Consider the following 25,533-nt stretch of genomic DNA (forward strand, 5'->3'; position numbering starts at 1 on the left):
TCTCCGCCCCGGGCGGCCCGTCGCGAACGACGCCTTCCGCGGCTGATCCCCCCGCTCCACGGCTGATCCCCACCCGCACCGCAGGGCCGCCCCACCCGGGGCGGCCTCCTCTTCCCGTACCTCCAGGGAGCTTCCCCGTGATACGCAAGAGAACGGCGGTCGCACTGGCCGCCGCCCTGTGCGCGGCCCTCGTGCCCGCCGTCCCCGCGACCGCCGCGCCGAGACCGCCCGCCCCGCCGTCGGACCGGGTGCTCGCGGCCCAGCCCGCCCGCCACGACCTGACCCGCGAGCAGTTCTACTTCGTCCTGCCCGACCGGTTCGCCAACGGCGACCCCTCCAACGACCGGGGCGGTCTGACCGGCAGCCGTACGCGGACCGGCTTCGACCCCACCGACAAGGGCTTCTACCAGGGCGGCGACCTCAAGGGCCTCACCCGGCGGCTCGACTACGTCAAGGGCCTCGGCACCACCGCCATCTGGATGGCGCCGATCTTCAAGAACCGGCCCGTGCAGGGCGTCGGCAAGGACGCCTCCGCCGGCTACCACGGCTACTGGATCACCGACTTCACCCAGGTCGACCCCCACTTCGGCACCAACGACGACCTGCGGAAGCTGATCGCCGCCGCCCACGCCAAGGGCATGAAGGTCTTCTTCGACGTCATCACCAACCACACCGCCGACACCGTCGACCACGCCGAGAAGAAGTACGGCTACCGCCCCAAGGGCGCCTACCCCTACCTGGACAAGGAGGGCCGCCCCTTCGACGACCGGAACGCCGTCGGCGAGGTGGACGCGGACTCCTTCCCCTACACCCCGGTCGCGGAGAAGGACGCCAAGAAGCCCGCCTGGCTCAACGACCCCACGATGTACCACAACCGGGGCGACTCCACGTGGGCCGGCGAGTCCGCCGAGTACGGCGACTTCGTCGGTCTGGACGACCTGTGGACCGAACGCCCCGAGGTCGTCGAGGGCATGAAGAGGATCTACGAGAAGTGGGTCCACGACTTCGACATCGACGGCTTCCGCGTCGACACCGTCAAGCACGTGAACCTGGACTTCTGGACCCAGTGGGCCACCGCCCTCGACGCCTACGCCAGGAAGCGGGGCCGCGAGGACTTCTTCCTGTTCGGCGAGGTCTACTCCTCCGACCCCGCCGTCACCGCCCCCTACGTCACCCGGGGCCGGCTCGACGCCACCCTCGACTTCCCCTTCCAGGACGCCGCCCGCGCCTTCGCCTCCCGGGGCGCCGGGGCCGGCCGGCTCGCCGAGGTCTTCGCCGAGGACCACCGCTACACCACCGACAAGGCCAACGCCTACGAGCAGGTCACCTTCCTCGGCAACCACGACATGGGCCGCTTCGGCGCCTTCCTGAAGCAGGACAACCCGGACGCCTCCGACGCCGAACTCCTCGCGCGCGCCCGGCTCGCCAACGAGCTGATGTTCCTCTCCCGGGGCAACCCCGTCGTCTACGCCGGCGACGAGCAGGGCTTCACCGGCGCGGGCGGCGACAAGGACGCCCGCCAGCCCCTCTTCGCCTCCGGGACCGCCGACTACCTGGACGACGACCAGATCGGCACCGACCGCACCCACGCCACCGACGCCTACGACACCGGCCACCCGCTCTACCGCTCCGTCGCCGCCCTGTCGAAGCTCACCCGCGAACACCCGGCCCTGCGCGACGGCGTCCAGCGGGAGCGGTACGCCGAGGGCTCCCTCTACGCCTTCTCCCGCACGGACGCGAAGGACCGCACCGAGTACCTCGTCGCCGCCAACGGCGCCCCCACCGACCGGACCGTCACGATCCCCGTCGACTCGGAGGGCTTCCGGGCGCTGTACGGAGGCCGGGGCACCGCCACCGTCACCGCCACCGGGGGGAAGGTCACCGTCACCGTCCCGGCCCTCTCCTCCCTGGTCCTCAAGGCCGACCGGGCCCTCCCGGTCCCCGCCGTACGGCCCGGCGTCTCGCTGAAGCCCCCGGCCGCCGGAGCCACCGGCACCGTCGAACTCTCCGCCGACGTGACCGGCGACGGACTCGCCCGGGTCGTCTTCGCCGCCCAGGTCGGCAACGGACGCTGGCAGACCCTCGGCACCGCCGACCACGCCCCCTACAAGGTCACCCAGCACGTGGCCGCCCCCGCCGGCACCGCCCTGCGCTACAAGGCCGTCGTCGTGGACGGCGCGGGCCGCACCGCGAGCGCCACCGCCGCCACCACCGCCGGCGCGCCTCCCGCCCCCGAGAAGCCGGTCGCCGTCGAGCGCCCCTACGCCGTCGTGCACTACCGGCGCGAGGACGGGAACTACGACGGCTGGAAGCTGAAGTCCGCCGATCAGCAGGCCGCCTTCACCGGTCGCGACGCCTTCGGCGCCTTCGCCTGGGTCAAGGTCCCCGAGGGCGCCTCCACCGTCCCGTACACCGTCGAGAAGGACGGCGCCGCCGACGGGCCGCAGCGCAGTATCGACCTCGGCCGCACCGGCGAGGTCTGGATCACGCAGGGTGCCGGGGGCCAGTCCGACACCGACCCGGCCCCCGTCACCCCCGACAAGACCAAGGCCGTCCTCCACTACCAGCGGGCCGACGGGAACCACGACGGCTGGGGCCTCCACACCTGGACCGGCGCCGCCCGGCCCACCGACTGGTCCAAGCCCCTCATGCCCGTCCGCACCGACGCGTACGGCGCGGTCTACGAGGTCCCCCTCACCGAGGGCGCCACCACCCTCTCGTACATCCTCCACAAGGGCGACGAGAAGGACCTGCCCACCGACCAGTCCCTCGACCTCGCCACCCACGGCCACGAGGTCTGGCTGCTCTCCGGACAGCCGAAGTACCTCCTCCCGACCGTCGGCGGCGCCCCGGACCTCGACCTCGGCAGGGCCGGGGCCCAGTGGATCGACCGGAACACCGTCGTCTGGAAGGTGAAGACCACCGACGCCACCAGCCAGCAGCTCGTGTACGCGAAGGACGGCGGGATCACCGTCACCGACGGCGCCCTGAGCGACGAGGGCCAGTGGCTCCGCCTCACGCCCTCTTCGATGACCGACGCCCAGAAGGCGAAGTACCCCCACCTCCGGGACTACCCGGCCTTCACCGTCGACCCGCGCGACGCCGACCGCGTCCGCGACTCCCTGCGCGGCCAGCTCCTCGCCACCCAGCGCGCCGCCAACGGCGCCCTGCTCGCCGCCACCGGCGTCCAGACCGCGGGCGTCCTCGACGACCTGTACGCGGCGAAGGCCACCCGCGCCCCCCTCGGCCCCGTCTTCCGCGACGGCCGGGTCACCCTCTCCGTGTGGGCCCCCACCGCCCAGTCCGCCGCCCTCGAACTCGACGGCCGGACCGTGCCCATGCGCCGCGACGACGCCTCCGGCGTCTGGTCCGTCACCGGCCCCAAGTCCTGGACCGGGAAGCCGTACCGGTACGTCGTGAAGGTCTGGGCCCCCACCGTCCGCAAGGTCGTGGAGAACCGGGTCACCGACCCCTACTCCACCGCCCTCACCACCGACTCCGCCCGCAGCCTCGCCGTCGACCTCACCGACCCGGAGCTCGCCCCCGCCGGCTGGAAGACCCTGCGGAAGCCCGCCGCCGTGCCGCTGCGGGACGCCCAGATCCAGGAGCTCCACATCCGGGACTTCTCGGTCGCCGACCCCACGGCGGAGCCCGCCCACCGGGGCACCTACCTCGCCTTCACCGACAAGGACAGCAAGGGATCGCGGCACCTGCGCGACCTCGCCGCCTCCGGCACCTCCCACGTCCACCTGCTCCCGGCCTTCGACCTCGGCACGATCCCCGAGGAGAAGTCCGCGCGGACCACCCCCGCCTGCGACCCGAAGGTCTACGCCCCCGACTCCGAGGAGCAGCAGGCGTGCGTCACCGCCGCCGCGGCGAAGGACGCCTACAACTGGGGCTACGACCCCCTGCACTACACCGTCCCCGAGGGCTCCTACGCCACCGACCCCGAAGGCACCCGCCGCACGGTCGAGTTCCGGCGGATGGTCCAGGCCCTCAACGGCGACGGACTGCGCACCGTCATGGACGTCGTCTACAACCACACCGTCGCCGCCGGACAGTCCGACAAGTCCGTCCTCGACCGGATCGTCCCCGGCTACTACCAGCGCCTCCAGGCCGACGGCTCCGTCGCCACCTCCACCTGCTGCGCCAACACCGCGCCCGAGAACGCCATGATGGGCAGGCTCGTCGTCGACTCGGTGGTCACCTGGGCCAGGGAGTACAAGGTCGACGGCTTCCGCTTCGACCTCATGGGCCACCACCCGAAGGAGAACCTCCTCGCCGTCCGCAAGGCCCTCGACGCCCTGACCGTGGCGAAGGACGGCGTCGACGGCAGGGCGATCGTCCTCTACGGCGAGGGCTGGAACTTCGGCGAGGTCGCCGACGACGCCCGCTTCGTCCAGGCCACCCAGAAGAACATGGCCGGCACGGGGATCGCGACCTTCTCCGACCGCGCCCGCGACGCCGTGCGCGGCGGCGGCCCCTTCGACGAGGACCCCGGCGTCCAGGGCTTCGCCTCCGGCCTCTACACCGACCCCAACGCCTCGGCCGCCAACGGAACCCCGGCCGAGCAGAAGGCCCGGCTCCTGCACTACCAGGACCTCATCAAGGTCGGCCTGACCGGCAACCTCGCCGACTACACCTTCACCGACACCTCCGGGCGCACGGTCAAGGGCTCCGAGGTCGACTACAACGGCGCCCCCGCCGGATACGCCGCCGCCCCCGGCGACGCCCTGGCCTACGCCGACGCCCACGACAACGAGACCCTGTACGACGCGCTCGCCTTCAAGCTCCCGGCGGACACGTCCCCGGCCGACCGGGCCAGGATGCAGGTCCTCGCCATGGCGACGGCCACCCTCTCGCAGGGACCGGCGCTCTCCCAGGCCGGCTCGGACCTGCTGCGCTCCAAGTCCCTCGACCGCAACTCGTACGACAGCGGCGACTGGTTCAACGCCCTCCACTGGGACTGCCGCGACGGCAACGGCTTCGGCCGGGGCCTGCCGCCCGCCGCCGACAACAGGTCCAAGTGGGGCTTCGCGAAGCCGCTCCTGACGAACCCGTCCCTCACGCCCGGCTGCGCGCAGATCGACGGGGCCTCGGCCGCGTACCGGGACCTCCAGAAGATCCGCACCACCGAACCGGTCTTCTCCCTGGCCACCGCCGACCGGGTGCGGGCGGCCCTGTCCTTCCCGCTCTCCGGCCCCGGCGAGACCCCGGGCGTGATCACCATGCGCCTCGGCGACCTGGTCGTCGTCCTCAACGCGAGCCCGGAGACGCGGAAGCAGACGGTCACCGGCCTGGCGGGCAGGGGCTACGCCCTGCACCCGGTCCAGGCGAAGGGCTCCGACGCGGTCGTGCGGACCGCCTCCTACGAGAAGGGCTCGGGCACCTTCACGGTCCCGGCGCGGACGGTGGCGGTGTTCAGGGCCGGGTGACCGGCTCCCGGGGGAGCCCCCGCTCCGTCGGGGCGACCCCGTGGCGCGTGCCGTCGGCGGCGAGCCCTCCCGGCTCCCCGCCGACGGCACGGCGGCCCGCGGCCCCGTCGTACGCGCGCGGCCGCGGGCCGTCCGCGAGGCGGTCCGGCCGGGCCACGGTCCGCCCGGCCGCCCGCCGGAAGGACCCCCGCACCGCCGTCAGCGCGGCTCCCGCCGGTCCGGTGCGGCGGGCGGCGCGCCCGGCGCGGGCACGAACGCGGCGAGGCGGGCCATCAGCTCCCCGAAGGGACTGTCGGCCGGCTCGTCGGCGAGGATGCCGACCAGGATCTCCGCCATCCCGGGGTCGTACGCGGCGCTCACCGCCGCCAGCGCGGCGAAGTCGTGCACGAGCTGCAACTCCAGCTCCGCGCGCGGCACCCGCCGCCCGTCCAGCCAGAGCAGCGCCGTCGTCTCGGCGAGCGACACCCAGGACCGGACCACCAACTCCAGGCGCGCGGACGGCTCCTCGACCCCGAGGTGCGCGAGGATCTGCTCGTACGCGGCCTGCCGGACCTCGTCGATCATCGCGTTCGTCGTGGACGAGCCCGCCGCCGGGCCGCCGCGCATCAGGGCCGCGAAACCCGGGCCGTGGCCCTCCACGAAGTCGAAGAAGCGGCCCATCACCCGCAGCAGCCGCGCCCCCAGCGGACCCCGGTGCGGCTCCGCGAACCGGGCCGCCAACTCGTCGGCGGCCCGCCGGAGCGCGGCCTCGTAGAGGCTCTGCTTGCCGGGGAAGTAGTGGTAGACCAGCGGCCGCGAGATCCCCGCGGCCGCCGCGATCTCGTCGATGGACACCTCGTCGGGCGAGCGGTGGCCGAAGAGTTCGAGGGCCACCCCGATCAGCTGTTGCTTGCGCTCCTCGACGCCCATCCTGCGGCGCACCCCGGTCGTCATGCGAACAGCCTAACGGGGTCCGTTACGCTCCTGCCCCATGAGCGCTCCCGACCAGGACACCCCGTTGGCCGAGTCCCCGGAGGTCTCCGGGACCCCGAAGACCGCGAACCCCGCGAACTCCGCGAAGACGGCGAAGACCGCGAACTCCGCGGGGACCGGCGGGGCCGCGGCGACCCCCGGCGTCCCCGCGCCGCGCGAGACGTCCGGCGGGAGGCCGGAGGACGGGGACACGGAGAAGCCGGCCGGGAGGGCCGCCGGGGAGGGCTCCGGAGCGGCTTCCGGGGAAGATCCGGCGGGCGTCCGCGAAGAGGCCGTCCGTGGAGAGGGCGTCCAGGGCGGTCGTGAAGAGGGCGTGCGCGAAAAGGGCGTCCGTGGAGAGGGCGTCCAGGGCGGCCGTGAAGAGGACGCACGCGAAGAGGGCGACGCCGAAGAGGACGACGCCGTCGGCAGCACCGTCGGGGGCCTCACCCCCCGGCAGGCGAGGCGGCTGCGCGTCGCCGCCGCCTCCGTCCTCCTCGTCGCCCTCGCCGCGGTCCTCGTCGTCCGCCTCGCGAGCCGCACGTCCGTCCTGGTCGTCGGCGTGTACGGGCTCGCCATGATCCTCTGCGGGATCGTGATCGAGCTGTCCCGCAACGGCCGTACGCGGCTCGCGACCTGGCTCCTGGTGGGGGGCCTCGCCACCGCGCTCGCCCTGGACTGGCTGGTCCTCCCGTAGGGCCGGCCGGTCCCGGGGCTCAGAGGTCGAGCACGAGCCGCTTCCCCGTGCAGCGCGAGACGCAGAGCAGCATCGAGCCGTCCCGCTCGGCGTCGGTGAGCAGGTCGTCCCGGTGGTCGATCCCGCCCTCCAGGACCCGCTGCCGGCAGGTCCCGCAGAAGCCCTGGCGGCAGGAGTACGGCACGTCGGGCAGCTCCGCGCGCACCGCGTCCAGGAGCGACTGGCCGGCCGCCACCGCCACCGTGCGCCCGGAGCGGCGCAGTTCGGCCTCGAAGGGGGCGCCGTCGGTCGGCGCGGCGGCCGAGAAGCGCTCCAGGCGCGGGGCCCGCCCCGCGGGCATCGCCGCGCCCACCGCGTCCATCAGGCCGTCGGGTCCGCAGCAGTAGACGGCCGTCCCGTCCGGAACGTGCCCGAGGAAGCCCAGGTCGGGGTAGCCGGACTCGTCCTCGGCGACGACGGTCACCCGGTCGCCGCCCAGCGCCTCGACCTCGGCGAGGTACGGCATGGTCGCCCGGCTCCGCCCGCCGTACACGAGCCGCCACTCCGCCCCGGCCGCCTCCACGGCGCGCAGCATGGGCAGGACGGGGGTGATGCCGATGCCCCCGGCGACGAAGACGTACGCGGGGGCCGCGACGAGCGGGAAGCGGTTCCGGGGTCCCCGGATCTCGATCTCCATGCCCTCGCGCACCTGTTCGTGGACCTCGCGCGAGCCGCCCCGCCCGCCCTCCCCGGACCCGATCAGCCGGGTCGCCACCGTGTACGCGCCGGTGTCGGCGGGGTCGCCGCAGAGCGAGTACTGCCGGACGAGCCCGGAGGGCAGGACCAGGTCGACGTGGGCGCCCGGCTGCCAGGCGGGCAGGCCGGCGCCTTCGAGGCGCAGTTCCACGACGCCCTCCGCGGGCACGGTGCGGCGGGCCACCGTGACCTTGCGGGGGACGGTGCGGCCCCGGCCGTACCCGGACACGGGCACGTCGAGGGCGGGCATCGGCCACAGCGGGGCGGTGGACATGCGGCGGCGGACGGCGCGGCGGACCAGCAGGGCGGTTCCGGCGGCGAGGGCGACGGCGGTCAACCGGGGCATCAGCGGCCCCCGTTGGCGCCGGGGGAGGAGGCCAGGTAGGCCAGGGCCTGCTCGGTGCTCCCCTCCTGGGAGGGGTGGTAGGAGCGGCTGAGGTAGCGGGGGGCGGACCGCAGCACCGCCGGGGTGGACGGCAGCACGCCCCGCCGGCCCCTGCGCACGAAGTCCGCCACGGACGCCTTCGGGGCGTCGAGGAGCGGGTCGTTCTCCAGGAAGAAGCGGATGCCGCGCTGCCAGAGGAAGACGAGGGCGGAGAAGGCGATCGCCCAGGTGCGGACGCGGCGCCGGTAGCCGCCGTCGAGGTGCATGAAGAGTTCGAAGGCGACCGCGCGGTGCTCGACCTCCTCGGCGCCGTGCCAGCGCAGCAGGTCGAGCATGGTCGGATCGGCGCCGGCCCGGTCGAGGGCGTCGGCGTTGAGGACCCAGTCGCCCAGGAAGGCGGTGTAGTGCTCGATGGCGGCGATCATCGCGACCCGCTCCCGCAGCCACCAGCGGCGCGGCCGGCCGGGCGGCAGGGTGCGGTCCCCGAGCAGCTTCTCGAAGAACCAGTCCACCTGCGCGGTGTACGGGGTGGGGTCGAGCCCCAGCTTCCGCAGGTGCGGCAGGACGTCGTCGTGGGCCTGGGAGTGGACCGCCTCCTGGCCGATGAAGCCGATGACGTCCTCGCGGAGCCGGTCGTCCGTGATGTACGGCAGGGCCTGCTCGTAGACGCGCACGAACCAGCGCTCGCCGGCCGGGAGCAGCAGGTGCAGCACGTTGATGGTGTGGGTGGTGAACGGATCGCCCGGAACCCAGTGGAGCGGTGTCTCCTCCCAGTCGAAGGAGACCTTGCGGGCCCTGAGTTCGGCGTGCTCCGACGCCACCGGCGCGGGCTGCTTGTTGGACATGCTGTCAATGTACTGATGGGTACGCGCGGAGAACAGGTGCCGACGGGAGCCTTTTCGCGGGTGGGGGAGCCGACGGCGCTCCGGAAGGGGAGCCGTGGCCCGGCGGTCCCGCACGCCACGGGACGGCGAACCCCCGGAGTCGGCCGCGACCGCCGCCGTCACTCCCCGCGCGCGCCCGTCAGCCGCTCGCGCATCCGCCCGACCACCTCGTCCGGCACGCCGAGCCCGTCCCGCACGTACGTCTCCATCGACCCGTGCCGCACCGCCACCTCGTCGAGCGCCGCGTCCAGGTACTCCGGCAGCACCCCGACCATGTCGAGCGCCAGCTGCGGGTCGCCGCCCTGGGCCGTGAACCCCTCGATCATCGGCGCGAACGCCCGCCGCACCGCCGGGTTGACCGACAGGTACTCCTCCCGCACCGTCTCCTCGTCCGCCCCGAGCAGCGACAGGACGACCGTCGCCGCCCACCCCGTCCGGTCCTTGCCCGCCGTGCAGTGGAAGAGCAGCGGCCCGGCGTCCGGCGCGCCCAGCTCCGCGAGGAGGGCGCCGTAGGAGGCGCGGGCGGAACCGGCGGACACGAAGGCCCGGTAGGTACGGGCGAACGCCTCCCGCATCCGGCCCCCGCCCAGGTGCTCCTCGGCCAGGGCCGGCCGCGACAGCAGGCTCTTCAGGCGCGCGGCCGGCGGCAGCCCGCTGGTGGCGAGCCAGTCGGCGAGCACGTCCGCGACGAGCGGCCGCGCCCCGGGCGGCAGCCGGTCGGGCCGCTCCCTGCGTTCCCCGTCCGTCCGGAGGTCCACGACCGTGCGGAGGCCCAGGCCCGCCACGGCGGGATCGCCGGGATCCAGCCGGTCGAGCTGCGCGGAACGGAACACGAGCCCCGGACGGACCGCCCGCCCGCCGGAGAGCGGCAGGCCCCCGAGGTCACGGAGGTTGGCGACGGAGACGGCGGGAATGGCGGCCATGACGTCGACTCCTCCGGTTCGTCCCGCTTCACACCTTCCTGCCGACCGTAAGCGATCGCGCCGGAAGGGGCAGGTTCTGGCGGCCTCCCGGGGCGCCGGCCGCGCGGATGCGCCGGGGCCTCCCGCCCGGCCGCGCCGACGGGCCGCCCGGACGCCCGGCGCTCCTCACCTTCCGGCCAGCGCCGCCAGCACCTCCGCCTCCCGCTCCGGCGAGAGCCCGGCCCCCGAGCGGTCCGGTCGCTGGGGCGCGACCCCGCCCAGGGACTCCAGCCACGCCCAGGTGTCCGCGACCGTCTCCTCCACCGGCCGGCAGCGCAGCCCGGCCGCGAGCGCCCGGGAGACGTCGGCGGTGTGCATCGCCTCGTACGTCTCGCCCGGCGGCAGCCACACGGGCAGCTCCGTCCACGGCTCCACCCCCGCCGCGAGCAGCTCGTCCGGCGCGGTCCAGCGCAGCTCGGCGCCCGAACCGGTGGCGCGGACGCAGGCGCCGAGGAGCCCGCCCATGGTGGTGTGACCGGGCGGCGAGACGAGGTTGTACGGCCCCGGGAGCCCCGCCGCCACCGCGTCGAGCGTCCACGCGGCCAGGTCGCGGACGTCCACGTACTGGATCGGCGACGTCCTCGGCCCGGGGGCCAGGACCGGGCCGCCGCGCGCGATCCGGTTCAGCCACCAGGGCAGCCGGCCCACGTTCTCGTACGGGCCGAGGATCAGGCCCGCGCGGACGAGCAGCGTCCGGTCCGCGCCGAAGGCGGCCCCGGCCGCCAGCTCCCCGCCCCGCTTGGCCTCCGCGTACGGCACGTCGCCGTCGTCCGGCGACCCCGCCACCAGCGGGCCGTCCTCCGCGAGCCCGGCGGCCGGGGGCCACGCGTACACGGAACGGCTCGACACGTACGCGTACCGCCCGGCCCGGTCCGCGAGCAGCCGGGCCGCGTCCCGCACCGCCGAGGGCGCCGCCGACCAGGTGTCCACGACGGCGTCCCAGCAACCGGCGGCGAGCGCGGCGAGCCCGTCCGGCCCGGCGGTGCGGTCGCCGAGGAGGGACCGGGCCCCCGCCGGGGCGGCGTGCCGGCCCCGGTGGAAGACCGTCACCTCCCACCCCCGGTCGAGCGCGGCCTCGGCGACCGCGCGGCCCACGAATTCCGTACCTCCGAGCATCAGCAGCTTCATGGTCCGAGCCTGCCCCGCCGGGGAGAACGGTGCCAGAGAGTTCCGCTCCGGGAGGATTCCGCCGGGGGAGGAACGGACGGACGGAGGGTCGGGCGGAGGGGCGAACGGGGCGGTCAGGGCGTGTACTTGTAGCCGACCCGCCGCACGGTCTGGATCGTGTGGCGGTGCTCGGCGCCCAGCTTGCGGCGCAGCCGGGCCACGTGGACGTCGACCGTACGCCCGTCGCCGACGTGCCCGTACCCCCACACCGTGGTGACCAACTGGTCGCGGGTGTGCACCCGGTGGGGGTGGGCCACCAGGTGGGCGAGGAGCTCGAACTCCAGGTACGTCAGGTCCATCGGCTCCCCGTCCACGACGGCGATCCGCCGCACGGCGTCGATGGTCACCGGCCCCCGCTCCCCGGCCGCGTCGGACGCGGGGACGGTGGTCACGGGCAGGTGCGGCTGCTGGTCGGCCGGGACGAGGACGAGGTACCCGACCATCGGGGGACGGCCCGGCAGCGCCGGCAGCACGTGCTGCGGCGCGGGCAGCAGGGTGGCGCCGGGCGGCAGGAAGTCCGCCACCCGGGAGAGGTCGACGACCTCGTTCGGATCGACGGCACGGAGTCGGTGCCGGCCGGGACGGACGGCCGTGAGGGAGGCGCTCTGGGTGTGGGCCATGGCGGATCAGCTCTTTCGCGCGCAGAAACGGACGGACAGGCGTCGTACGTCGTGCGCGTCGGCCGGAGGCCGGGGATCGGATCGGACCGATCGGGGCTTTAGAGGGCCGACGCGTTCCTCGCGCGGCAACACACCCGGTCGAAGTCGTGATGCTGCCGGGAAGGCCAGAACGGCTCGAGGTCGTGACGGTTCGTCACGGTGTCGTCCTGCGGATGGGCCATATCCCTATTGAAGCAGAAGGGAAACGCCGGGACGACCCCCGGACGGCCCTGATCCGGTGACGTGCGTCCCACATGACGGAAGGGGCGCCCACCGTACGGAACGGCGGACGCCCCTTCCGTGGTGCCGGGATCAGACCCGGCCGGCCTTCTCCAGGGCCTCGCAGCAGGTGTCCACCAGAAGGCGGGTCACCACGTACGGGTCCATGTTGGCGTTCGGGCGGCGGTCCTCGATGTAGCCCTTGCCGTCCCGCTCGACCTGCCACGGGATGCGGACCGAGGCGCCGCGGTCCGAGACGCCGTAGGTGTACTCGTCCCACGGGGCGGTCTCGTGCAGACCCGTCAGGCGCTCGTCGATGCCCGCTCCGTAGTTCTTGACGTGGTCGAGCGGCTTCGAGCCCTCGCCCAGCGACTCGCACGCGGTGACGATCGCGTCGTACCCCTCAGGTCCCTCGCGCATGGCCCTCGTCGAGAAGTTGGTGTGCGCGCCCGCGCCGTTCCAGTCGCCCTTCACCGGCTTCGGGTCCAGCGTCGCGGCGACGCCGAAGTCCTCGGCCGTCCGGTACAGCAGCCAGCGGGCCACCCACAGCTGGTCGGAGACCTCCAGGGGTGCCAGCGGACCGACCTGGAACTCCCACTGGCCCGGCATGACCTCGGCGTTGATGCCGGAGATGCCGAGACCGGCCTTGAGGCAGTTCTCCAGGTGGGCCTCCACGACCGGACGGCCGTGGATCTCGTCCACGCCGACGCCGCAGTAGTAACCGCCCTGCGGGGCCGGGAAGCCGTTGACCGGGAAGCCGAGCGGACGGGTGCCCTCGAAGAAGGTGTACTCCTGCTCGATGCCGAAGACCGGCTCCTGCGCGGCGTACCGGGCGGAGACCTCGGCCAGCGCGGCGCGCGTGTTCGACGGGTGCGGCGTCATGTCCGTGTGGAGGACCTCGCACAGGACGAGGACGTCGTCACCGCCGCGGACCGGGTCCGGGCAGACGAAGACCGGCCTGAGGACGAGGTCCGAGGCGTGGCCCTCGGCCTGGTTCGTGCTGGAACCGTCGAAGCCCCAGAGCGGCAGCTCGCCGAGCGCCGGGGTCCCGTCCGTGATGATCTTCGTCTTGGAACGGAGCTTCGCGGTCGGCGCGGTGCCGTCGATCCAGATGTACTCGGCCTTGAAGGTCACGGGGGCTCATCCTTAGGGGGCGTGGCGTGCTGCTGGGGGCTCCCCGCGCCCGGAGGCGGACGAGGGCGGCTGCCCGCGGCGGCTCGCGGCACTGCGGGGAGCCGCGGTCTCCGCACGGCCCCGCCCGGGGCGGTCCGTGCCGGTGCTTCCGGACCGCAGCCTCGCAACACGGGATTTCCCGTCGGTTGCCCGTGTGTGAACCCGGTGTTACTCGGCTTCCCGCGCTTTCTGCGGGTCCCGCGCTTCCCGCGCCCCCGTTTTTCGCGCGTCGGTGCGCGCGCCAGGGAGCCCCAGGTCCCGGCCGCCCCGCTTTCTGGCCCCCCGGTCCCTCCCGCCCGCACCACCGCCCCACCCGGCAGACTGGGATCATGGCGAAGCAGCTCGGGGCACGCCCCCGCATCGGACTCCTCGGCACCGGCCCCTGGGCCGGCCGCACCCACGCGCCCGCGATCGCCGGGCACCCGGACGTCGAGTTCAGCGGGGTGTGGGGCAGACGTCCGGAGGCGGCGGAGGCGCTCGCCGCCGCGTCGGGCACGCGCGCGTACGCGGACGTGGACGCCCTCTTCGCGGCGAGCGACGCCGTGGCCGTCGCCCTCCCGCCGGACGTGCAGGCGCCGCTCGCGGTACGGGCCGCCGCCGCCGGCTGCCACGTCCTCCTCGACAAGCCGGTCGCCACGACGGTGGCCGGGGCCCGCGAGGTGGTGCAGGCGGTGGAGGCGGCCGGGGCCGCGTCGGTGGTCTTCTGCACGCTGCGGTTCGCGGAGGCGACGGCGGCCTGGATCGAGGAGCAGGCGGCGGCCGACGGCTGGTTCCTGGGCGAGGCGCACTGGCTGGGCTCGCTCTACGGCCCCGGCTCGGCCAGCGCCTATGCGGCGTCGCCCTGGCGGCGCGAGAAGGGCGGCCTGTGGGACGTCGGCCCGCACGTCCTCTCGGTCTACCTGCCGGTCCTCGGCGACGTCACCGGGATGACCGCCGTGCCGGGTCCGGGCGACACCCACCACCTGGTGCTGCGCCACGCCTCGGGGGCGAGCAGCACGGCGACCCTCACGCTCGGCGCCCCGCCGGAGGCGGCGGAGGCGGCCCTCGCCCTGTACGGCACGCGGGGCCGGACCGAGCTGCCCCGGTGGGGCGGCGCGGTGGACGCCTTCGCCGCCGCCGTGGACGCCCTCGTCACGGCGGCCCGCACGGGCCTCCCCCACCCCTGCGACGCCCGCTTCGGCCTGCGCCTGACGGAGATCCTGACGGAGGCGGAACGGCAGACGGCCGCGGCGGGGGCGGAGGCGGGTACGGCGGCGGCCGGGCCGGTGGCCGGCGCGGCGGGAGCCTGAGTCCCCGGAGCACCCGGCACCGCCACGACGGGGCGGCCGGTCCCGGGGCGTGGACGGTCCGGGCCGGACCGCCCACCGCCCCGGGACCCGGGGCTCAGCGGGACAGCGCGTCCCGCACGGCCTCCTCGGACCGGCCCACGACGGCGGTGCCGTCCTCGGCGGTGATGAGGGGCCGCTGGATGAGCTTCGGGTGCGCGGCGAGCGCCTCGACCCACCGGTCGCGGTGCTCCGCGTCCCGGGGCCACTCCTTCAGCCCCAGCTCCCCGGCCTCGGCCTCCCCGGTCCGGGTGATGTCCCACGGTTCGAGCCCGAGCCGCCCGAGCACCTCCCGGATCTCGTCCGGCGAGGGCACGTCCTCCAGGTAGCGGCGCACGGTGTAGTCGGCGCCCTCGGCGTCGAGGAGGGTGAGGGCGCCGCGGCACTTGGAACAGGCGGGATTGATCCAGATCTCCATGGCGCACAAGGTACCCCCGGACCTGCCTCCGCGTCCCCGAAAACCCGGTCTGGCCAGGGCCGATTGTCAGTGGGGGGCAGTAAAATCGAGGGTGAAGGTGAGGGTCCCGCGGAGGGCCCGCACCCACCGTTCGCCAGGAGGTAGCCCATGGCTCTCGCCGTGATCCGGACGCCGTCCCTCGAACCCTGGAAGCCGCTCCGGAAGCAGCCGCTCCCCGCGGGCCGGCCCCGCGAGTGGTACGTCACGCACAACCGGCGCCTGAAGGCCATGCGCCTCGCGATCGCCCTCCTCGACGCCGGCGTCTACGTCCCGTCGAAGGCCACGAACGCGACGATACGCACCACGGCCGAGCAGCTCGGCATCCACCCGCCCTCGGACACCACCTGCCGCATGGTCCGCACCCTGATCCGCTACGGGCGCTGACGGGGCTGAACCGGGCTGTCCCGCTGCCGCCCCGAAGCACCCGGGGCGGCGGCGTCACTCGTAACCGACCTGGTGAGGCGGCGGTGTCGCAGGACGGCGATCCACCACTTAAGCAGGTCGTCGGACCTGTCCGGGATGAGAATGCGTAGGGCCCTAAGAGCGAACCAGGCCAGCGCCGATAATCCCACCAGGAGACAGACGGCCCACCAAGGGAGGCTTATGTCGGTTGGGAAAAGCTGGATCATGAGTCCCACCCAGGGCGAAGCCGAAGTGTGGCATTGCCGAGTGTGATGACAGTGTCCCCATCGTCCCGGCCCCATTGGGCTTCCGCAACGCCGATGACCGGGTCGGTCATGGCTGTCACCAGATCACTCTCATAGGGGAACGAATCCCAGCTCAATACCCAGTGATCTCCCCTGCCACGGAGCCTCCGGCGGCCCCTGTGGTTTCGATCGGGCCACCCGGGCCATTTCAGCGGATCGTAGAACCAGTTGCCGATCGCCCAGGAACGACCTGGATCCCGGGTGGTGGTCCGGGCCAGAAGACCTGCGAGAAGACGCTGTGCGTCTTCCGTCATGTCGGGCGTCCGACGTAGTTGTTCCTGCTCGGCCTTGGTGATCGGCGCTGCTGTGGTCAGACCGTCGATGGAGGGAAGAGAGGGCGTGCCTGCGGACTTTCCGGACAGGTTGCGCGTCACTACGAACTCCGCGCCGGTCGGCAGGTGCCGGAGGACGTAGCTCGAGAATCCGCAGTGCTCCACGAGACGCAACCCGGGCAAGCCACTCCTCCCTGCAGGACCGGGAAGCAGCCGGCTGGTCACGTTGTCCGGCACCTTAGTGATGATCACCAGCCGATCCCATCGGGGGGAGAACGTAACGGTGTAGGCAGAGAGGACAGCGGTCTGCCAGCCGGTCGGTCCTTCGTACTCATGAGGGTCGTTGCTCAGGTAGCCAAGGGCGAAGAGCGCGCGGAAGGGAAGTTGCTCCGGTCGGCACTCGTCGATGCCGATGGAACCCTTCCGTGAGATACCGGCTTTCGCGGTGGCCAGACGCTCACCGGTGTAACCGGCTCGAAGGCGAGCAACGGATGTGTGATCGGGCATGGGTCACCTCACCGCCGCCCGGTCGACGCGTCAGGGAATACATGCCTGAAGAAAAAAGTACTTCTCGCCCACGCGGCAGGTGCTCCACACCTTTGCTCAGCTTCGGTGAGTACCGGGCTCACGTACTTTTGCTGGCTACCGGGCCCCCGTGGCGGACCGGCATCAGTCGACATAGTAGCGGAACTCATTTCAGGAAAGGCGGGATCGTCCAGAACGCGGCGGGGCCGCCACCCCAGGATTGCTCCGGGGTGACGGCCCTGCCGATTCGCCGTTCCGGCGGTCGGCCTACGACTTACAGGTCGAAGTACAGCTCGAACTCGTGCGGGTGCGGACGCAGCTGGATCGGGGCGATCTCGTGCGTGCGCTTGTAGTCGATCCAGGTCTCGATCAGGTCCGCCGTGAAGACGCCGCCGGCCTGGAGGTACTCGTTGTCCTCCTCCAGGGCGGTGAGGACGGCCTCCAGGTTGGTCGGGACCTGCGGGACGTTGGCGTGCTCCTCCGGAGCCAGCTCGTACAGGTCCTTGTCGATCGGCTCCATCGGCTCGATCTTGTTCTTGATGCCGTCGAGGCCCGCGAGGAGCAGCGCCGAGAAGGCGAGGTAAGGGTTCGAGGACGGGTCCGGCGCGCGGAACTCGACGCGCTTGGCCTTCGGGTTCGATCCCGTGATCGGGATGCGCATGGCGGCGGAGCGGTTGCGCTGCGAGTACACCATGTTGACCGGGGCCTCGAAGCCCGGGACCAGACGGTGGTACGAGTTCACCGTCGGGTTGGTGAAGGCGAGCAGCGACGGGGCGTGCTTGAGGATGCCGCCGATGTAGTAGCGGGCGGTGTCCGAGAGGCCCGCGTAGCCCGTCTCGTCGTAGAACAGCGGGTCGCCGTTCGACCACAGCGACTGGTGGACGTGCATGCCCGAGCCGTTGTCGCCGAAGATCGGCTTCGGCATGAAGGTCGCGGTCTTGCCGTTGCGCCAGGCGACGTTCTTCACGATGTACTTGAAGAGCATCAGGTCGTCGGCCGCGGCGAGCAGCGTGTTGAACTTGTAGTTGATCTCGGCCTGGCCGGCGGTGCCGACCTCGTGGTGCTGGCGCTCGACCTGGAGGCCGACGTTCTCCAGCTCCAGGGAGATCTCCGAACGCAGGTCGGCGAAGTGGTCGACCGGCGGGGCCGGGAAGTAGCCGCCCTTGTAGCGGACCTTGTAGCCGCGGTTGTTCTCCACGGCGCCGGTGTTCCAGGCGCCGGCCTCGGAGTCGATGTGGTAGAAGCCCTGGTTCGCCGAGGTCTCGAAGCGCACCGAGTCGAAGACGTAGAACTCCGCCTCGGGACCGAAGTAGGCGGTGTCGGCGATGCCGGTGGAGGCGAGGTACGCCTCGGCCTTCTTCGCGATGTTCCGCGGGTCACGGCTGTACTGCTCGCCCGTGATCGGGTCGTGGATGAAGAAGTTGATGTTGAGCGTCTTGTCGCGGCGGAAGGGGTCCACCCGGGCCGTCGACAGGTCGGCGCGGAGCGACATGTCGGACTCGTGGATCGCCTGGAAGCCACGGATCGACGAGCCGTCGAAGGCCAGCTCCTCCGCCGGGTCGAAGGCCGTCGCCGGGATCGTGAAGTGCTGCATCACGCCCGGAAGGTCGCAGAAGCGGACGTCGACCATCTTGACGTCGTTGTCCTTGATGAACTTGCTGACCTCGTCGGCGTTCTGGAACCCGTGCTTCTCGGACATCCCACTCCTCCTGGTCCCGTCCCGGGGAGGGGCGGGGTTGCGGCTCGGTCGTGCGGTCGGTGCGGTGGCACACGCTGGTCCCGACCATAGGCAGACGGGATTTCTCCAGCATGACCCATTTGTTTCGTGGAAGTTAACCGGGGCGAGCGTCGGTCGTGCTTCCGCCACGCCCCGGGGTGCCGTCACCCCGCCTTCCCCGACCCGGGCCGAAGCAATCGAAAACGGGCACAGTACCGTGGTCGGGTGGACAACAGGCACGCACTCGGATCCTGGCTCTCCGGCCCCCGCGCGGCGGCCGAGGAGGCCGGCGTCGACTTCGGTTACCGCGGTCAGCAACTCGGACTGCCCGAGGAGGGGCCGGGTTCGATCGCCCGCCCCGGGCGCCGGCTCGGCGCCCTCGCCCTCGACTGGGCCCTCTGCACGCTGATCGCATACGGGCTGATCACCGACGGCTACCACCAGGACACGGGCAACTGGGCCCTCGTCATCCTGTTCGTCCTGAGCGCCCTGACGGTCGGCACCGTCGGCTCCACGCCCGGCAAGCTGCTCTTCCGCCTGCGCGTCGTCTCCGTGAACGGCGGCCGGCTCGGACCGCTGCGCGCGGTGCTCCGCGCGCTCCTGGTCTGCCTGGCGGTCCCGGCCCTCATCTGGGACCGCGACGGCCGAGGCCTCCACGACCGCCTCTCCGGTGCCGTCCAGGTCCGCATCTGAACCCCGTGCGCGCGTGAGGGGCCCCGGACCGCACGGTCCGGGGCCCCTCACGCGTCGGGCAGGGCGCGTCAGCGCATCTTTCCGCCGCGGGGCATCCGCATCCCCTTGGGCATGGGGCCCTTCGGCAGGGGCATGTTGCTCATCAGGTCGCCCATCGCCCGCAGCCGGTCGTTGGCCGCGGTGACCTGCGGACCGGTGAGGACGCGGGGCATCTTGAGCATGGTCGTGCGGATCTTCTTCAGCGGCACCCGGCCCTCGCCGTCGCCGACGACGAGGTCGTGCACGGGCACGTCCGGCACGACGCGGTTCATGCGCTTCTTCTCCGCCGCGAGGAGCGTCTTGACCCGGTTCGGGTTGCCCTCGGCCACCAGCACGATGCCGGCCCGGCCGACCGCGCGGTGCACGACGTCCTGGCTGCGGTTCATCGCGACCGCGGGGGTCGTCGTCCAGCCGCGCCCGACGTTCTGCAGCACCGCCGCCGCCGCGCCCGGCTGGCCCTCCATCTGCCCGAAGGCCGCCCGCTCCGCGCGCCGCCCGAAGACGACGGCCGCCGCCAGGAGACCCAGGACGAAGCCCAGGATGCCCAGGTAGACCGGATGACCGATCAGGAAGCCGATCGCGAGGAGGACACCGAGTACGCCGATGCCCACGCCCGCGACGACGAGACCGACCTTCGGGTCGGCCTTCCGGGTCATCTTGTACGTGAGGGCGATCTGCTTCAGTCGCCCGGGATTGGCAGCGTCAGCGCTGCTCGTGTTTGCCTTCCTCGCCATGCTTCGAAGTTTACGTGGCCCGGGAGGCCCGGCCGGACGCGACCTCCATCACGCGCTGGGCCTCGACCCGGTCCCTGGCGCGGCGGCGGTCCTCCAGGACGGAGTTCCAGGCGTTGCGCCGGGCGGTGCGCTGCCCGGCTCCCAGGAGCAGCGACTCGACGGCCCTCAGGGCGTCGGTGACGGACGGGATCGCGGTGACGCGGACGTGCGTCGGTGCGGCCGGCATGACGGGGTCCTCCCTCGATGGCGGGTGGGACGGGGCGGGGGCACGAGCGGGGGGTGGCGCTGTGTGGAACCAGGCTCACAGATCGGTGTTACCAGGGCGTGACCCGGGGGTCAAACACGGGTGAAACCCGCGTGCGGCCGGTCGGCCCAGCGCCGGAACGCCGACGCGGTCCGTACCGCCCCGCTGAGCTGCGGGGCGGTACGGACCGCGTCGAATCCGTCCCGTAACCCCCGGCGGGCGTCTGTGCCGGGGTTCACACGGGGCCAGGGCATGTTGCGAAAGTCCCGTCTGCCCGGCGGCGCCCGGCACGCACTCCCCCGTAGCCCTTCGGGCACGGGGGTGCCCCCGGCGGCGTTGTCGGGATCGCCCCGATACATCCGGTATCGGGGCGGCCCTCCGCCGTGCGATCGCACGCACCGGACACCGCCGGGCCCGCCCTGCGGGCGGACGACGCCACTTTCGACGCACGCCCTACGCGGTCGGTGCGGCGGCCCGCTTCTCCATCGCCTGCTGGTACAGCCGCCCGGCCCGGTACGAGGAACGCACCAGCGGGCCCGACATCACGCCGGAGAAGCCGATCTCGTCGGCCTCCTCCTTCAACTCCACGAACTCCTGCGGCTTCACCCAGCGCTCCACCGGGTGGTGGCGGACCGAGGGGCGCAGGTACTGGGTGATCGTGATCAGTTCGCAACCCGCGTCGTGGAGCTGCTGGAGCGCCTCGCTGATCTCCTCGCGGGTCTCGCCCATGCCGAGGATCAGGTTCGACTTCGTGATCAGACCGTAGTCGCGCGCCCGCGTGATGACGTCCAGGGAGCGCTCGTAGCGGAAGCCGGGGCGGATGCGCTTGAAGATGCGCGGCACCGTCTCCACGTTGTGCGCGAAGACCTCGGGGCGGGAGTCGAAGACCTGCTCCAGGAGCTCCGGCACCGCGTTGAAGTCGGGGGCGAGCAGCTCGACCTTGGTGCGGCCCGTCTCGCGCTCCGCCGTCTGCCGGTGGATCTGGCGCACGGTCTCCGCGTACAGCCAGGCGCCGCCGTCCTCCAGGTCGTCGCGCGCGACGCCGGTGATCGTGGCGTAGTTCAGGTCCATCGTGACGACCGACTCGCCCACGCGGCGCGGCTCGTCGCGGTCGAGGGCCTGCGGCTTGCCCGTGTCGATCTGGCAGAAGTCGCAGCGCCGGGTGCACTGGTCGCCGCCGATGAGGAAGGTCGCCTCGCGGTCCTCCCAGCACTCGAAGATGTTGGGACAGCCCGCCTCCTGGCAGACCGTGTGCAGGCCCTCGCTCTTCACGAGGCCCTGCATCTTCGTGTACTCGGGCCCCATCTTCGCCCGGGTCTTGATCCACTCGGGCTTGCGCTCGATGGGGGTCTGGGCGTTCCGGACCTCCAGGCGCAGCATCTTGCGTCCGTCGGGTGCGACTGCGGACACATCGGCTCCTGTAGCTTCGATTCTTCGGCGTACACCAGGGTACGCCCGTGGCTTCCATGCCTTGCCTACGTCCGGCCAACCTCTGGCCCGCGCCCCGCATTCCTGGGGGCGGGACGTGGTCAGGCGGACGCGGGCTCCACGGCCCGCGGCGCGAGCTCCGCGTGCTCCAGGACCTCCCGCAGGTGCTTCTCCACCACCGGCAGCACCTCCTCGACCGTGACGTCCCGGCCCAGCTCGTTGGCGAGGGAGGTGACGCCCGCGTCGCGGATGCCGCACGGGATGATCCGGTCGAACCACGCGTTGTCCGGGTTCACGTTGAGCGCGAAGCCGTGCATGGTGACGCCCTTGGCGACCCGGATGCCGATCGCCGCCAGCTTCCGGTCCTCGCGGCGCTGGCCGGCGTTGGAGGGGGCGTACTCGGGCCCGTTCAGGCGCGGGTCGAACTCCTCGTCGTTCAGCCGGGGGTCGAAGTCGAGCGACAGGCCGCCGAGCCGGGGCCGCTCCCGCACGGGGTCGCCGAGCACCCAGACCCCGCTGCGCCCCTCGATCCGGGTGGTCTCCAGGCCGAAGTCGGCGGCCGTGCGGATCAGGGCCTCCTCCAGGCGGCGCACGTGCGCGACGACGTCCACGGGGCGGGGCAGCTTCATGATCGGGTAGCCGACCAGCTGGCCGGGGCCGTGCCAGGTGATCTTGCCGCCCCGGTCGACGTCCACCACCGGCGTCCCGTCCAGCGGGCGTTCGCTCTCCGTGGTGCGCCGGCCGGCGGTGTAGACCGGCGGGTGCTCCAGGAGCAGGCAGGTGTCCCCGGTCTCGTCGGCGAACCGCGCGGCGTGCACCTCGCGCTGCTTCTCCCAGGCCACCCGGTAGTCGACGGCCTCTTCGCCGAAACCGAGACGGACGAATCGCAGCTCACTCACGGCCATGCCTCCTCCTGGGCGCCGGGAGCCGGGGGCCGGGGATCGTCCCGGGCCGGCTCGGCACCCTGCGTCGTTCGCGCCCATGCCACTGTACGGCGGCACCGGGAACACCCGTGCGGGGGTGCCGCGGGCCGCCCCTCCCGGAGGCGGGCCGGGGCCGGGGCCGCCGGGCACCCGCGTCAGGGGGCCGCCGATCCTCACACGATCGGATGAATGTAGGGCGAAGGTGGTGGTACGGCCCGTGGGGGCCGCTAAATTCGCGCCGTTCCATGGGGGTCCGAGGGGGCTGCCGCCCGGGCCCGGAAGGCAGGAGACCGCACAGCTGATGACGGAACGACCCCCGCAGCGCATCCCGAACCGCCAGCTCGCCGCGCTCATCGCCGAAGCGGGGTTCTCCCACGCGGGCCTCGCCAGACGGGTGGACCAGCTCGGCCTGGAGCACGGGCTCGACCTGCGGTACGACAAGACCTCCGTGACCCGCTGGCTCCGCGGCCAGCAGCCGCGCGGCACCACCCCCGCCCTCATCGCGGAGGTCTTCACCCGCCGTCTCGGTCGCCGGCTGTCCGCCCAGGACCTCGGCCTCGACGCCTGCGCCCCCGTCTACGCCGGCCTGGAGTTCGCGGCCACCCCCGAGGAGGCCGTCGACATCGTCAGCGGCCTGTGGCGCAAGGACTCCGGCAGCCACGCCGAACTCCGCAAGATCGCCTTCACTCCGGCGGGCCTGGTCGTCCCCAGCCGGGACTGGCTGATCGGGCGCGCCGACGAACGGGTCGCGCGCGGGGAGCCCGTCCCCCGTTCCGCCGCCGGGACGTCCCCGCGCGATCCCCGGGTGCCGCCCCAGGGCCGCGGCTCGGTGCCCCGCCAGCGCGGCACGGACCGGGGCCCCGGGCAGCGGGTCTCCGGCGGCGACATCGCCGCCCTCCACTCGGTCGGCGAGCTCTTCCGGACCCTCGACCACGCCTACGGCGGCGGCCACGCCCGCCAGGCCCTCGTCCGCTACCTGGAGCACGAGGCCGAGCCGATGCTGCGCGGCACGTACGGGGAGGCCACCGGCCGCCGCCTCTTCGCCGCCGTCGCCGACCTCACCCGGCTCGCGGGCTGGACCTCGTACGACATCGCCGCCCACGGCCTCGCCCAGCGCTACTTCGTCCAGGCGCTGCGTCTCGCGCAGGCGGCCGGAGACCGGGCGTACGGCTCGTACGTGCTCCTCACCATGAGCTGCCAGGCCGTCTACCTCGGCCACGGGCGGGAGGCCGTGCAGCTCGCCCGGGTCGCCCAGCAGGGCGTCGGGCCCGCCGCGCCGCCCGTCGTCCAAGCGATGCTGCACGCGGTCGAGGCGCGCGGACACGCCGTGCTCGGGGAGGCGCGCGCGTGCGGCGCCTCGCTGGCGCGGGCCGACCGGGCCCTGGAGGCGGCCCGTCCCGGCGACGAGGTGCCCCACTGGGCCAGGCCGTTCGACGAGGCGCAGCTCGCCGGTGAGACCGGGCACTGCCACCGCGACCTCCAGCAGTACCGCCTCGCCGCCCAGCACGCCGAACGCGCCCTCCAGCTCCGCGCCCCCGGCTTCGCCCGCAGCCGGCTCTTCTGCCGGGTCGTCCTCGCCACCTCCCGCCTCGCCCTGGGCGACCTCGAACAGGCGTGCGTGCTCGGTGCCGAGGCCGCCCGGGAGGCCGCCGAGATGCGCTCGGCCCGCGCCGCGGAGTACGTACGGGACTTCGAGCGCCGCCTCGAACCCCACCGCGACGCCGCCGCGGTCCGCGCCTACCGCGACCGGGTCGCCGCCCTCGGCTGACCCGGCCGCGCGCGGTCAGGCCGTCTCCCTGGACCCCGCGTCCCGCGCGGGGGGCCGCACCCCCAGGTCCCCCAGGAGCGCGCGGGCGGCGCGCCGGCCCGAGAGGAGGGCGCCCCGGGGGGTGCTCGTGGCCCGGTGGTCGCCGCAGACGTAGAGGCCCGCGAGCAGCCGGACCGGGCGGTGGCCGTCGTGCGGGGGCCGCATCGCCGGGACGGCGTCCCGGGTGTGGTGGAGGGCCAGCAGCTCCCACTCGTCGGTCGACGTGCCGTACAGCGTGGCGAGGTGCTTGCGCACCCGGCGCTCCGTGTCGTCCGGCGGCGTCCCGAGCACCGTCGAGGTGATCAGCGTCCGGCCCGCCGGGGCACGGCGCGGGTCCACCGCGCTCATCACGGCCGTGTGGGCCACCGGCCCGTCCGGGTCCGACTCCAGGAGCAGCACCGGGTCCCCGGTGGGCGCGACCGGTGCCGTGTGGTGGAGGACCGTCACGGTGTGGAACGCGGGCGTCCGCAGGCCGGGCAGCAGTGCCGCCGCCGTGCGCGCCCCGGTGGCGACGACCACCGACCGGCAGCGGAACACCCCGTGCTCCGCCGTCGTGACCCGGGAGACGGACACCCCCGTGACCCGGACGCCGGTGCGGACCGTGCCCGGCGGCAGGGCGGCGGCGAGCCGCTCGGGGAGTGCGGCCGAACCGCCCTCCGGGACGGCGAGCCGGCCCCGCGCGAAGGCGCGCAGCGCGAGGTCCGCCCGCCTGCTGGACGTGGCGAGGTCCGGGTCGGCCAGGAGCGCCGCGAGCAGCGGCCGCAGCACCCCCTGGACCGTCCGGGAGGGCAGCCGCGCGTTCAGGGCGTCGAGCGCGGTCCGCTCCGGGCGGGCGAGCAGCCGCTGCGCCGGGGTCGCGGCGAGCCGGACGAGGGACGCGCCGAGGCGCGCCTGGTCGAGCGGGGTCGCCGGATGCCGGGGGGCGCTCGCGAGGGCGCGCGTCGTGCCGAACGCTCCCCCCGCGCTCCGTCCGCCCGCCGTCCGGGACGCCCCGGGCGCCCGGCGCGGGTGCGGGGCGCCCCATCGCGCGTACCGGCCGTCGCTGTGCACGAGGACCCCCGGAGCGAAGGGACGCAGCGGGAGACCCGCGAGCCCCGGCAGGGCCCGCAGCTCCTCGTGCGAGAGGGTGAGCAGCGGCCCCACCCGGTCGAGCCGGAAGCCGTCGGCGGACTCGGTCGCCATCCGGCCCCCGATCCGGGGCTCCGCCTCCAGGACGGCGACGGAGAGCCCGGCGCCGGTCAGCAGGTGGGCGGCGGCGAGCCCCCCGGTCCCGGCCCCCACGATCACGACGTCGACCGCCTCCGCGGCGTCCGTGCGGCGGCTGTGCCCCGCGCCGGTCGCGCCGGTCGCACCGGCCGTACGGGCTGGACTGGCTGTGCGGTGTGCGCGGTGTGT

The 25,533-nt window shown here is 73.6% G+C and carries 21 protein-coding genes; 6 read left to right on the forward strand and 15 right to left on the reverse strand.

Annotated elements, in window-relative coordinates; genetic code table 11:
* Window positions 1-137: 137 nt before the first annotated feature.
* Complete coding sequence (gene pulA, locus ACFYZY_RS21340) at window positions 138-5,435, forward strand: pullulanase-type alpha-1,6-glucosidase (RefSeq protein WP_388696385.1); 5,298 nt, start codon at window positions 138-140, stop codon at window positions 5,433-5,435.
* A 198-nt stretch (window positions 5,436-5,633) separates the two neighbouring features.
* Here pulA and ACFYZY_RS21345 read toward each other — a convergent pair whose 3' ends face one another.
* Window positions 5,634-6,368 (reverse strand): TetR/AcrR family transcriptional regulator, encoded by a 735-nt coding sequence (locus ACFYZY_RS21345; protein WP_388696387.1) that lies wholly within the window; start codon window positions 6,366-6,368, stop codon window positions 5,634-5,636.
* A gap of 37 nt (window positions 6,369-6,405) precedes the next feature.
* Between ACFYZY_RS21345 and ACFYZY_RS21350 the strand changes: the two genes are divergently transcribed.
* Window positions 6,406-7,083: a hypothetical protein gene (locus ACFYZY_RS21350; protein ID WP_388696389.1), complete on the forward strand. Its 678-nt coding sequence runs from the start codon at window positions 6,406-6,408 to the stop codon at window positions 7,081-7,083.
* A 19-nt stretch (window positions 7,084-7,102) separates the two neighbouring features.
* Here the strand turns inward: ACFYZY_RS21350 and ACFYZY_RS21355 are convergent, their stop codons facing one another.
* The 6 genes from ACFYZY_RS21355 to glnII all read right to left on the reverse strand — a co-directional run bounded on the left by ACFYZY_RS21355 (window position 7,103) and on the right by glnII (window position 13,228).
* Window positions 7,103-8,164, reverse strand: coding sequence for a PDR/VanB family oxidoreductase (locus tag ACFYZY_RS21355; RefSeq protein WP_388696392.1), 1,062 nt, complete (start codon window positions 8,162-8,164; stop codon window positions 7,103-7,105).
* Window positions 8,164-9,048, reverse strand: a complete 885-nt coding sequence (locus ACFYZY_RS21360; RefSeq protein ID WP_388696395.1) for a metal-dependent hydrolase — start codon at window positions 9,046-9,048, stop codon at window positions 8,164-8,166. Before ACFYZY_RS21360 ends, ACFYZY_RS21355 begins: the two co-directional genes overlap by 1 nt.
* A gap of 158 nt (window positions 9,049-9,206) precedes the next feature.
* The gene (locus tag ACFYZY_RS21365) at window positions 9,207-10,010 is read right to left on the reverse strand and encodes a tyrosine-protein phosphatase (protein ID WP_388696397.1); all 804 of its coding nucleotides are present in this window, start codon (window positions 10,008-10,010) and stop codon (window positions 9,207-9,209) included.
* A 165-nt stretch (window positions 10,011-10,175) separates the two neighbouring features.
* Window positions 10,176-11,177 carry an NAD-dependent epimerase/dehydratase family protein gene (locus ACFYZY_RS21370; RefSeq protein WP_388696400.1) on the reverse strand — a complete coding sequence of 334 codons (1,002 nt, stop codon included), beginning with the start codon at window positions 11,175-11,177 and terminating at the stop codon, window positions 10,176-10,178.
* A 113-nt stretch (window positions 11,178-11,290) separates the two neighbouring features.
* Window positions 11,291-11,836: a winged helix-turn-helix domain-containing protein gene (locus ACFYZY_RS21375; RefSeq protein WP_388696403.1), complete on the reverse strand. Its 546-nt coding sequence runs from the start codon at window positions 11,834-11,836 to the stop codon at window positions 11,291-11,293.
* Window positions 11,837-12,187: 351 nt separating this feature from the next.
* Entirely contained in the window at window positions 12,188-13,228 is a 1,041-nt protein-coding gene (gene glnII / locus ACFYZY_RS21380; RefSeq protein ID WP_388696406.1) for a glutamine synthetase, read from the reverse strand.
* Between the two features lie 368 nt (window positions 13,229-13,596).
* Here glnII and ACFYZY_RS21385 point away from each other — a divergent pair, with 368 nt between their 5' ends.
* A complete protein-coding gene (locus ACFYZY_RS21385) occupies window positions 13,597-14,556 on the forward strand; it encodes a Gfo/Idh/MocA family protein (RefSeq protein ID WP_388696409.1) in 960 nt (319 codons plus the stop codon).
* A gap of 94 nt (window positions 14,557-14,650) precedes the next feature.
* On the opposite strand, the gene ACFYZY_RS21390 is transcribed toward ACFYZY_RS21385, so the two are convergent.
* Window positions 14,651-15,010 carry an ArsC/Spx/MgsR family protein gene (locus ACFYZY_RS21390; protein WP_388696412.1) on the reverse strand — a complete coding sequence of 120 codons (360 nt, stop codon included), beginning with the start codon at window positions 15,008-15,010 and terminating at the stop codon, window positions 14,651-14,653.
* A 147-nt stretch (window positions 15,011-15,157) separates the two neighbouring features.
* On the opposite strand from ACFYZY_RS21390, the gene ACFYZY_RS21395 reads away from it, so the two are divergent.
* A complete protein-coding gene (locus ACFYZY_RS21395; RefSeq protein ID WP_388696415.1) occupies window positions 15,158-15,433 on the forward strand; it encodes a hypothetical protein in 276 nt (91 codons plus the stop codon).
* 241 nt (window positions 15,434-15,674) lie between these two features.
* Here the strand turns inward: ACFYZY_RS21395 and ACFYZY_RS21400 are convergent, their stop codons facing one another.
* Together ACFYZY_RS21400 and glnA are read right to left on the reverse strand one after the other, a co-directional pair.
* The gene (locus ACFYZY_RS21400; RefSeq protein WP_388696418.1) at window positions 15,675-16,535 is read right to left on the reverse strand and encodes a hypothetical protein; all 861 of its coding nucleotides are present in this window, start codon (window positions 16,533-16,535) and stop codon (window positions 15,675-15,677) included.
* Between the two features lie 292 nt (window positions 16,536-16,827).
* Window positions 16,828-18,252 (reverse strand): type I glutamate--ammonia ligase, encoded by a 1,425-nt coding sequence (gene glnA, locus ACFYZY_RS21405; RefSeq protein WP_388696421.1) that lies wholly within the window; start codon window positions 18,250-18,252, stop codon window positions 16,828-16,830.
* A gap of 243 nt (window positions 18,253-18,495) precedes the next feature.
* Here glnA and ACFYZY_RS21410 point away from each other — a divergent pair, with 243 nt between their 5' ends.
* Entirely contained in the window at window positions 18,496-18,963 is a 468-nt protein-coding gene (locus ACFYZY_RS21410; RefSeq protein WP_388696424.1) for an RDD family protein, read from the forward strand.
* Between the two features lie 68 nt (window positions 18,964-19,031).
* On the opposite strand, the gene ACFYZY_RS21415 is transcribed toward ACFYZY_RS21410, so the two are convergent.
* The 4 genes from ACFYZY_RS21415 to lipB all read right to left on the reverse strand — a co-directional run bounded on the left by ACFYZY_RS21415 (window position 19,032) and on the right by lipB (window position 22,307).
* Window positions 19,032-19,736 (reverse strand): DUF4191 domain-containing protein, encoded by a 705-nt coding sequence (locus tag ACFYZY_RS21415; protein ID WP_388696427.1) that lies wholly within the window; start codon window positions 19,734-19,736, stop codon window positions 19,032-19,034.
* Between the two features lie 10 nt (window positions 19,737-19,746).
* Window positions 19,747-19,962 carry a hypothetical protein gene (locus ACFYZY_RS21420; RefSeq protein ID WP_388696430.1) on the reverse strand — a complete coding sequence of 72 codons (216 nt, stop codon included), beginning with the start codon at window positions 19,960-19,962 and terminating at the stop codon, window positions 19,747-19,749.
* Window positions 19,963-20,433: 471 nt separating this feature from the next.
* The gene (lipA, locus tag ACFYZY_RS21425; protein WP_388696432.1) at window positions 20,434-21,390 is read right to left on the reverse strand and encodes a lipoyl synthase; all 957 of its coding nucleotides are present in this window, start codon (window positions 21,388-21,390) and stop codon (window positions 20,434-20,436) included.
* A gap of 119 nt (window positions 21,391-21,509) precedes the next feature.
* The gene (lipB, locus tag ACFYZY_RS21430; protein WP_388696434.1) at window positions 21,510-22,307 is read right to left on the reverse strand and encodes a lipoyl(octanoyl) transferase LipB; all 798 of its coding nucleotides are present in this window, start codon (window positions 22,305-22,307) and stop codon (window positions 21,510-21,512) included.
* A gap of 325 nt (window positions 22,308-22,632) precedes the next feature.
* Here lipB and ACFYZY_RS21435 point away from each other — a divergent pair, with 325 nt between their 5' ends.
* Window positions 22,633-24,099, forward strand: coding sequence for a regulator (locus tag ACFYZY_RS21435; protein ID WP_388696437.1), 1,467 nt, complete (start codon window positions 22,633-22,635; stop codon window positions 24,097-24,099).
* Window positions 24,100-24,114: 15 nt separating this feature from the next.
* Here the strand turns inward: ACFYZY_RS21435 and ACFYZY_RS21440 are convergent, their stop codons facing one another.
* The gene (locus ACFYZY_RS21440; RefSeq protein ID WP_388696620.1) at window positions 24,115-25,425 is read right to left on the reverse strand and encodes an NAD(P)/FAD-dependent oxidoreductase; all 1,311 of its coding nucleotides are present in this window, start codon (window positions 25,423-25,425) and stop codon (window positions 24,115-24,117) included.
* Between the last annotated feature and the right edge of the window lie 108 nt (window positions 25,426-25,533).

The sequence above is a fragment of the Streptomyces sp. NPDC001744 genome, assembly GCF_042892575.1.
GTDB lineage: Bacteria > Actinomycetota > Actinomycetes > Streptomycetales > Streptomycetaceae > Streptomyces.

What these genes read in the sequence shown, in the direction of transcription:
- ACFYZY_RS21345 (WP_388696387.1), bottom strand. Translation starts at nt 6,368, where the DNA reads ATGACGACCGGGGTGCGCCGCAGGATGGGCGTCGAGGAGCGCAAGCAA.
- ACFYZY_RS21350 (WP_388696389.1), top strand. Translation starts at nt 6,406, where the DNA reads ATGAGCGCTCCCGACCAGGACACCCCGTTGGCCGAGTCCCCGGAGGTC.
- ACFYZY_RS21355 (WP_388696392.1), bottom strand. Translation starts at nt 8,164, where the DNA reads ATGCCCCGGTTGACCGCCGTCGCCCTCGCCGCCGGAACCGCCCTGCTG.
- ACFYZY_RS21360 (WP_388696395.1), bottom strand. Translation starts at nt 9,048, where the DNA reads ATGTCCAACAAGCAGCCCGCGCCGGTGGCGTCGGAGCACGCCGAACTC.
- ACFYZY_RS21365 (WP_388696397.1), bottom strand. Translation starts at nt 10,010, where the DNA reads ATGGCCGCCATTCCCGCCGTCTCCGTCGCCAACCTCCGTGACCTCGGG.
- ACFYZY_RS21370 (WP_388696400.1), bottom strand. Translation starts at nt 11,177, where the DNA reads ATGAAGCTGCTGATGCTCGGAGGTACGGAATTCGTGGGCCGCGCGGTC.
- ACFYZY_RS21375 (WP_388696403.1), bottom strand. Translation starts at nt 11,836, where the DNA reads ATGGCCCACACCCAGAGCGCCTCCCTCACGGCCGTCCGTCCCGGCCGG.
- ACFYZY_RS21385 (WP_388696409.1), top strand. Translation starts at nt 13,597, where the DNA reads ATGGCGAAGCAGCTCGGGGCACGCCCCCGCATCGGACTCCTCGGCACC.
- ACFYZY_RS21390 (WP_388696412.1), bottom strand. Translation starts at nt 15,010, where the DNA reads ATGGAGATCTGGATCAATCCCGCCTGTTCCAAGTGCCGCGGCGCCCTC.
- ACFYZY_RS21395 (WP_388696415.1), top strand. Translation starts at nt 15,158, where the DNA reads ATGGCTCTCGCCGTGATCCGGACGCCGTCCCTCGAACCCTGGAAGCCG.
- ACFYZY_RS21400 (WP_388696418.1), bottom strand. Translation starts at nt 16,535, where the DNA reads ATGCCCGATCACACATCCGTTGCTCGCCTTCGAGCCGGTTACACCGGT.
- glnA (WP_388696421.1), bottom strand. Translation starts at nt 18,252, where the DNA reads ATGTCCGAGAAGCACGGGTTCCAGAACGCCGACGAGGTCAGCAAGTTC.
- ACFYZY_RS21415 (WP_388696427.1), bottom strand. Translation starts at nt 19,736, where the DNA reads ATGGCGAGGAAGGCAAACACGAGCAGCGCTGACGCTGCCAATCCCGGG.
- ACFYZY_RS21420 (WP_388696430.1), bottom strand. Translation starts at nt 19,962, where the DNA reads ATGCCGGCCGCACCGACGCACGTCCGCGTCACCGCGATCCCGTCCGTC.
- ACFYZY_RS21435 (WP_388696437.1), top strand. Translation starts at nt 22,633, where the DNA reads ATGACGGAACGACCCCCGCAGCGCATCCCGAACCGCCAGCTCGCCGCG.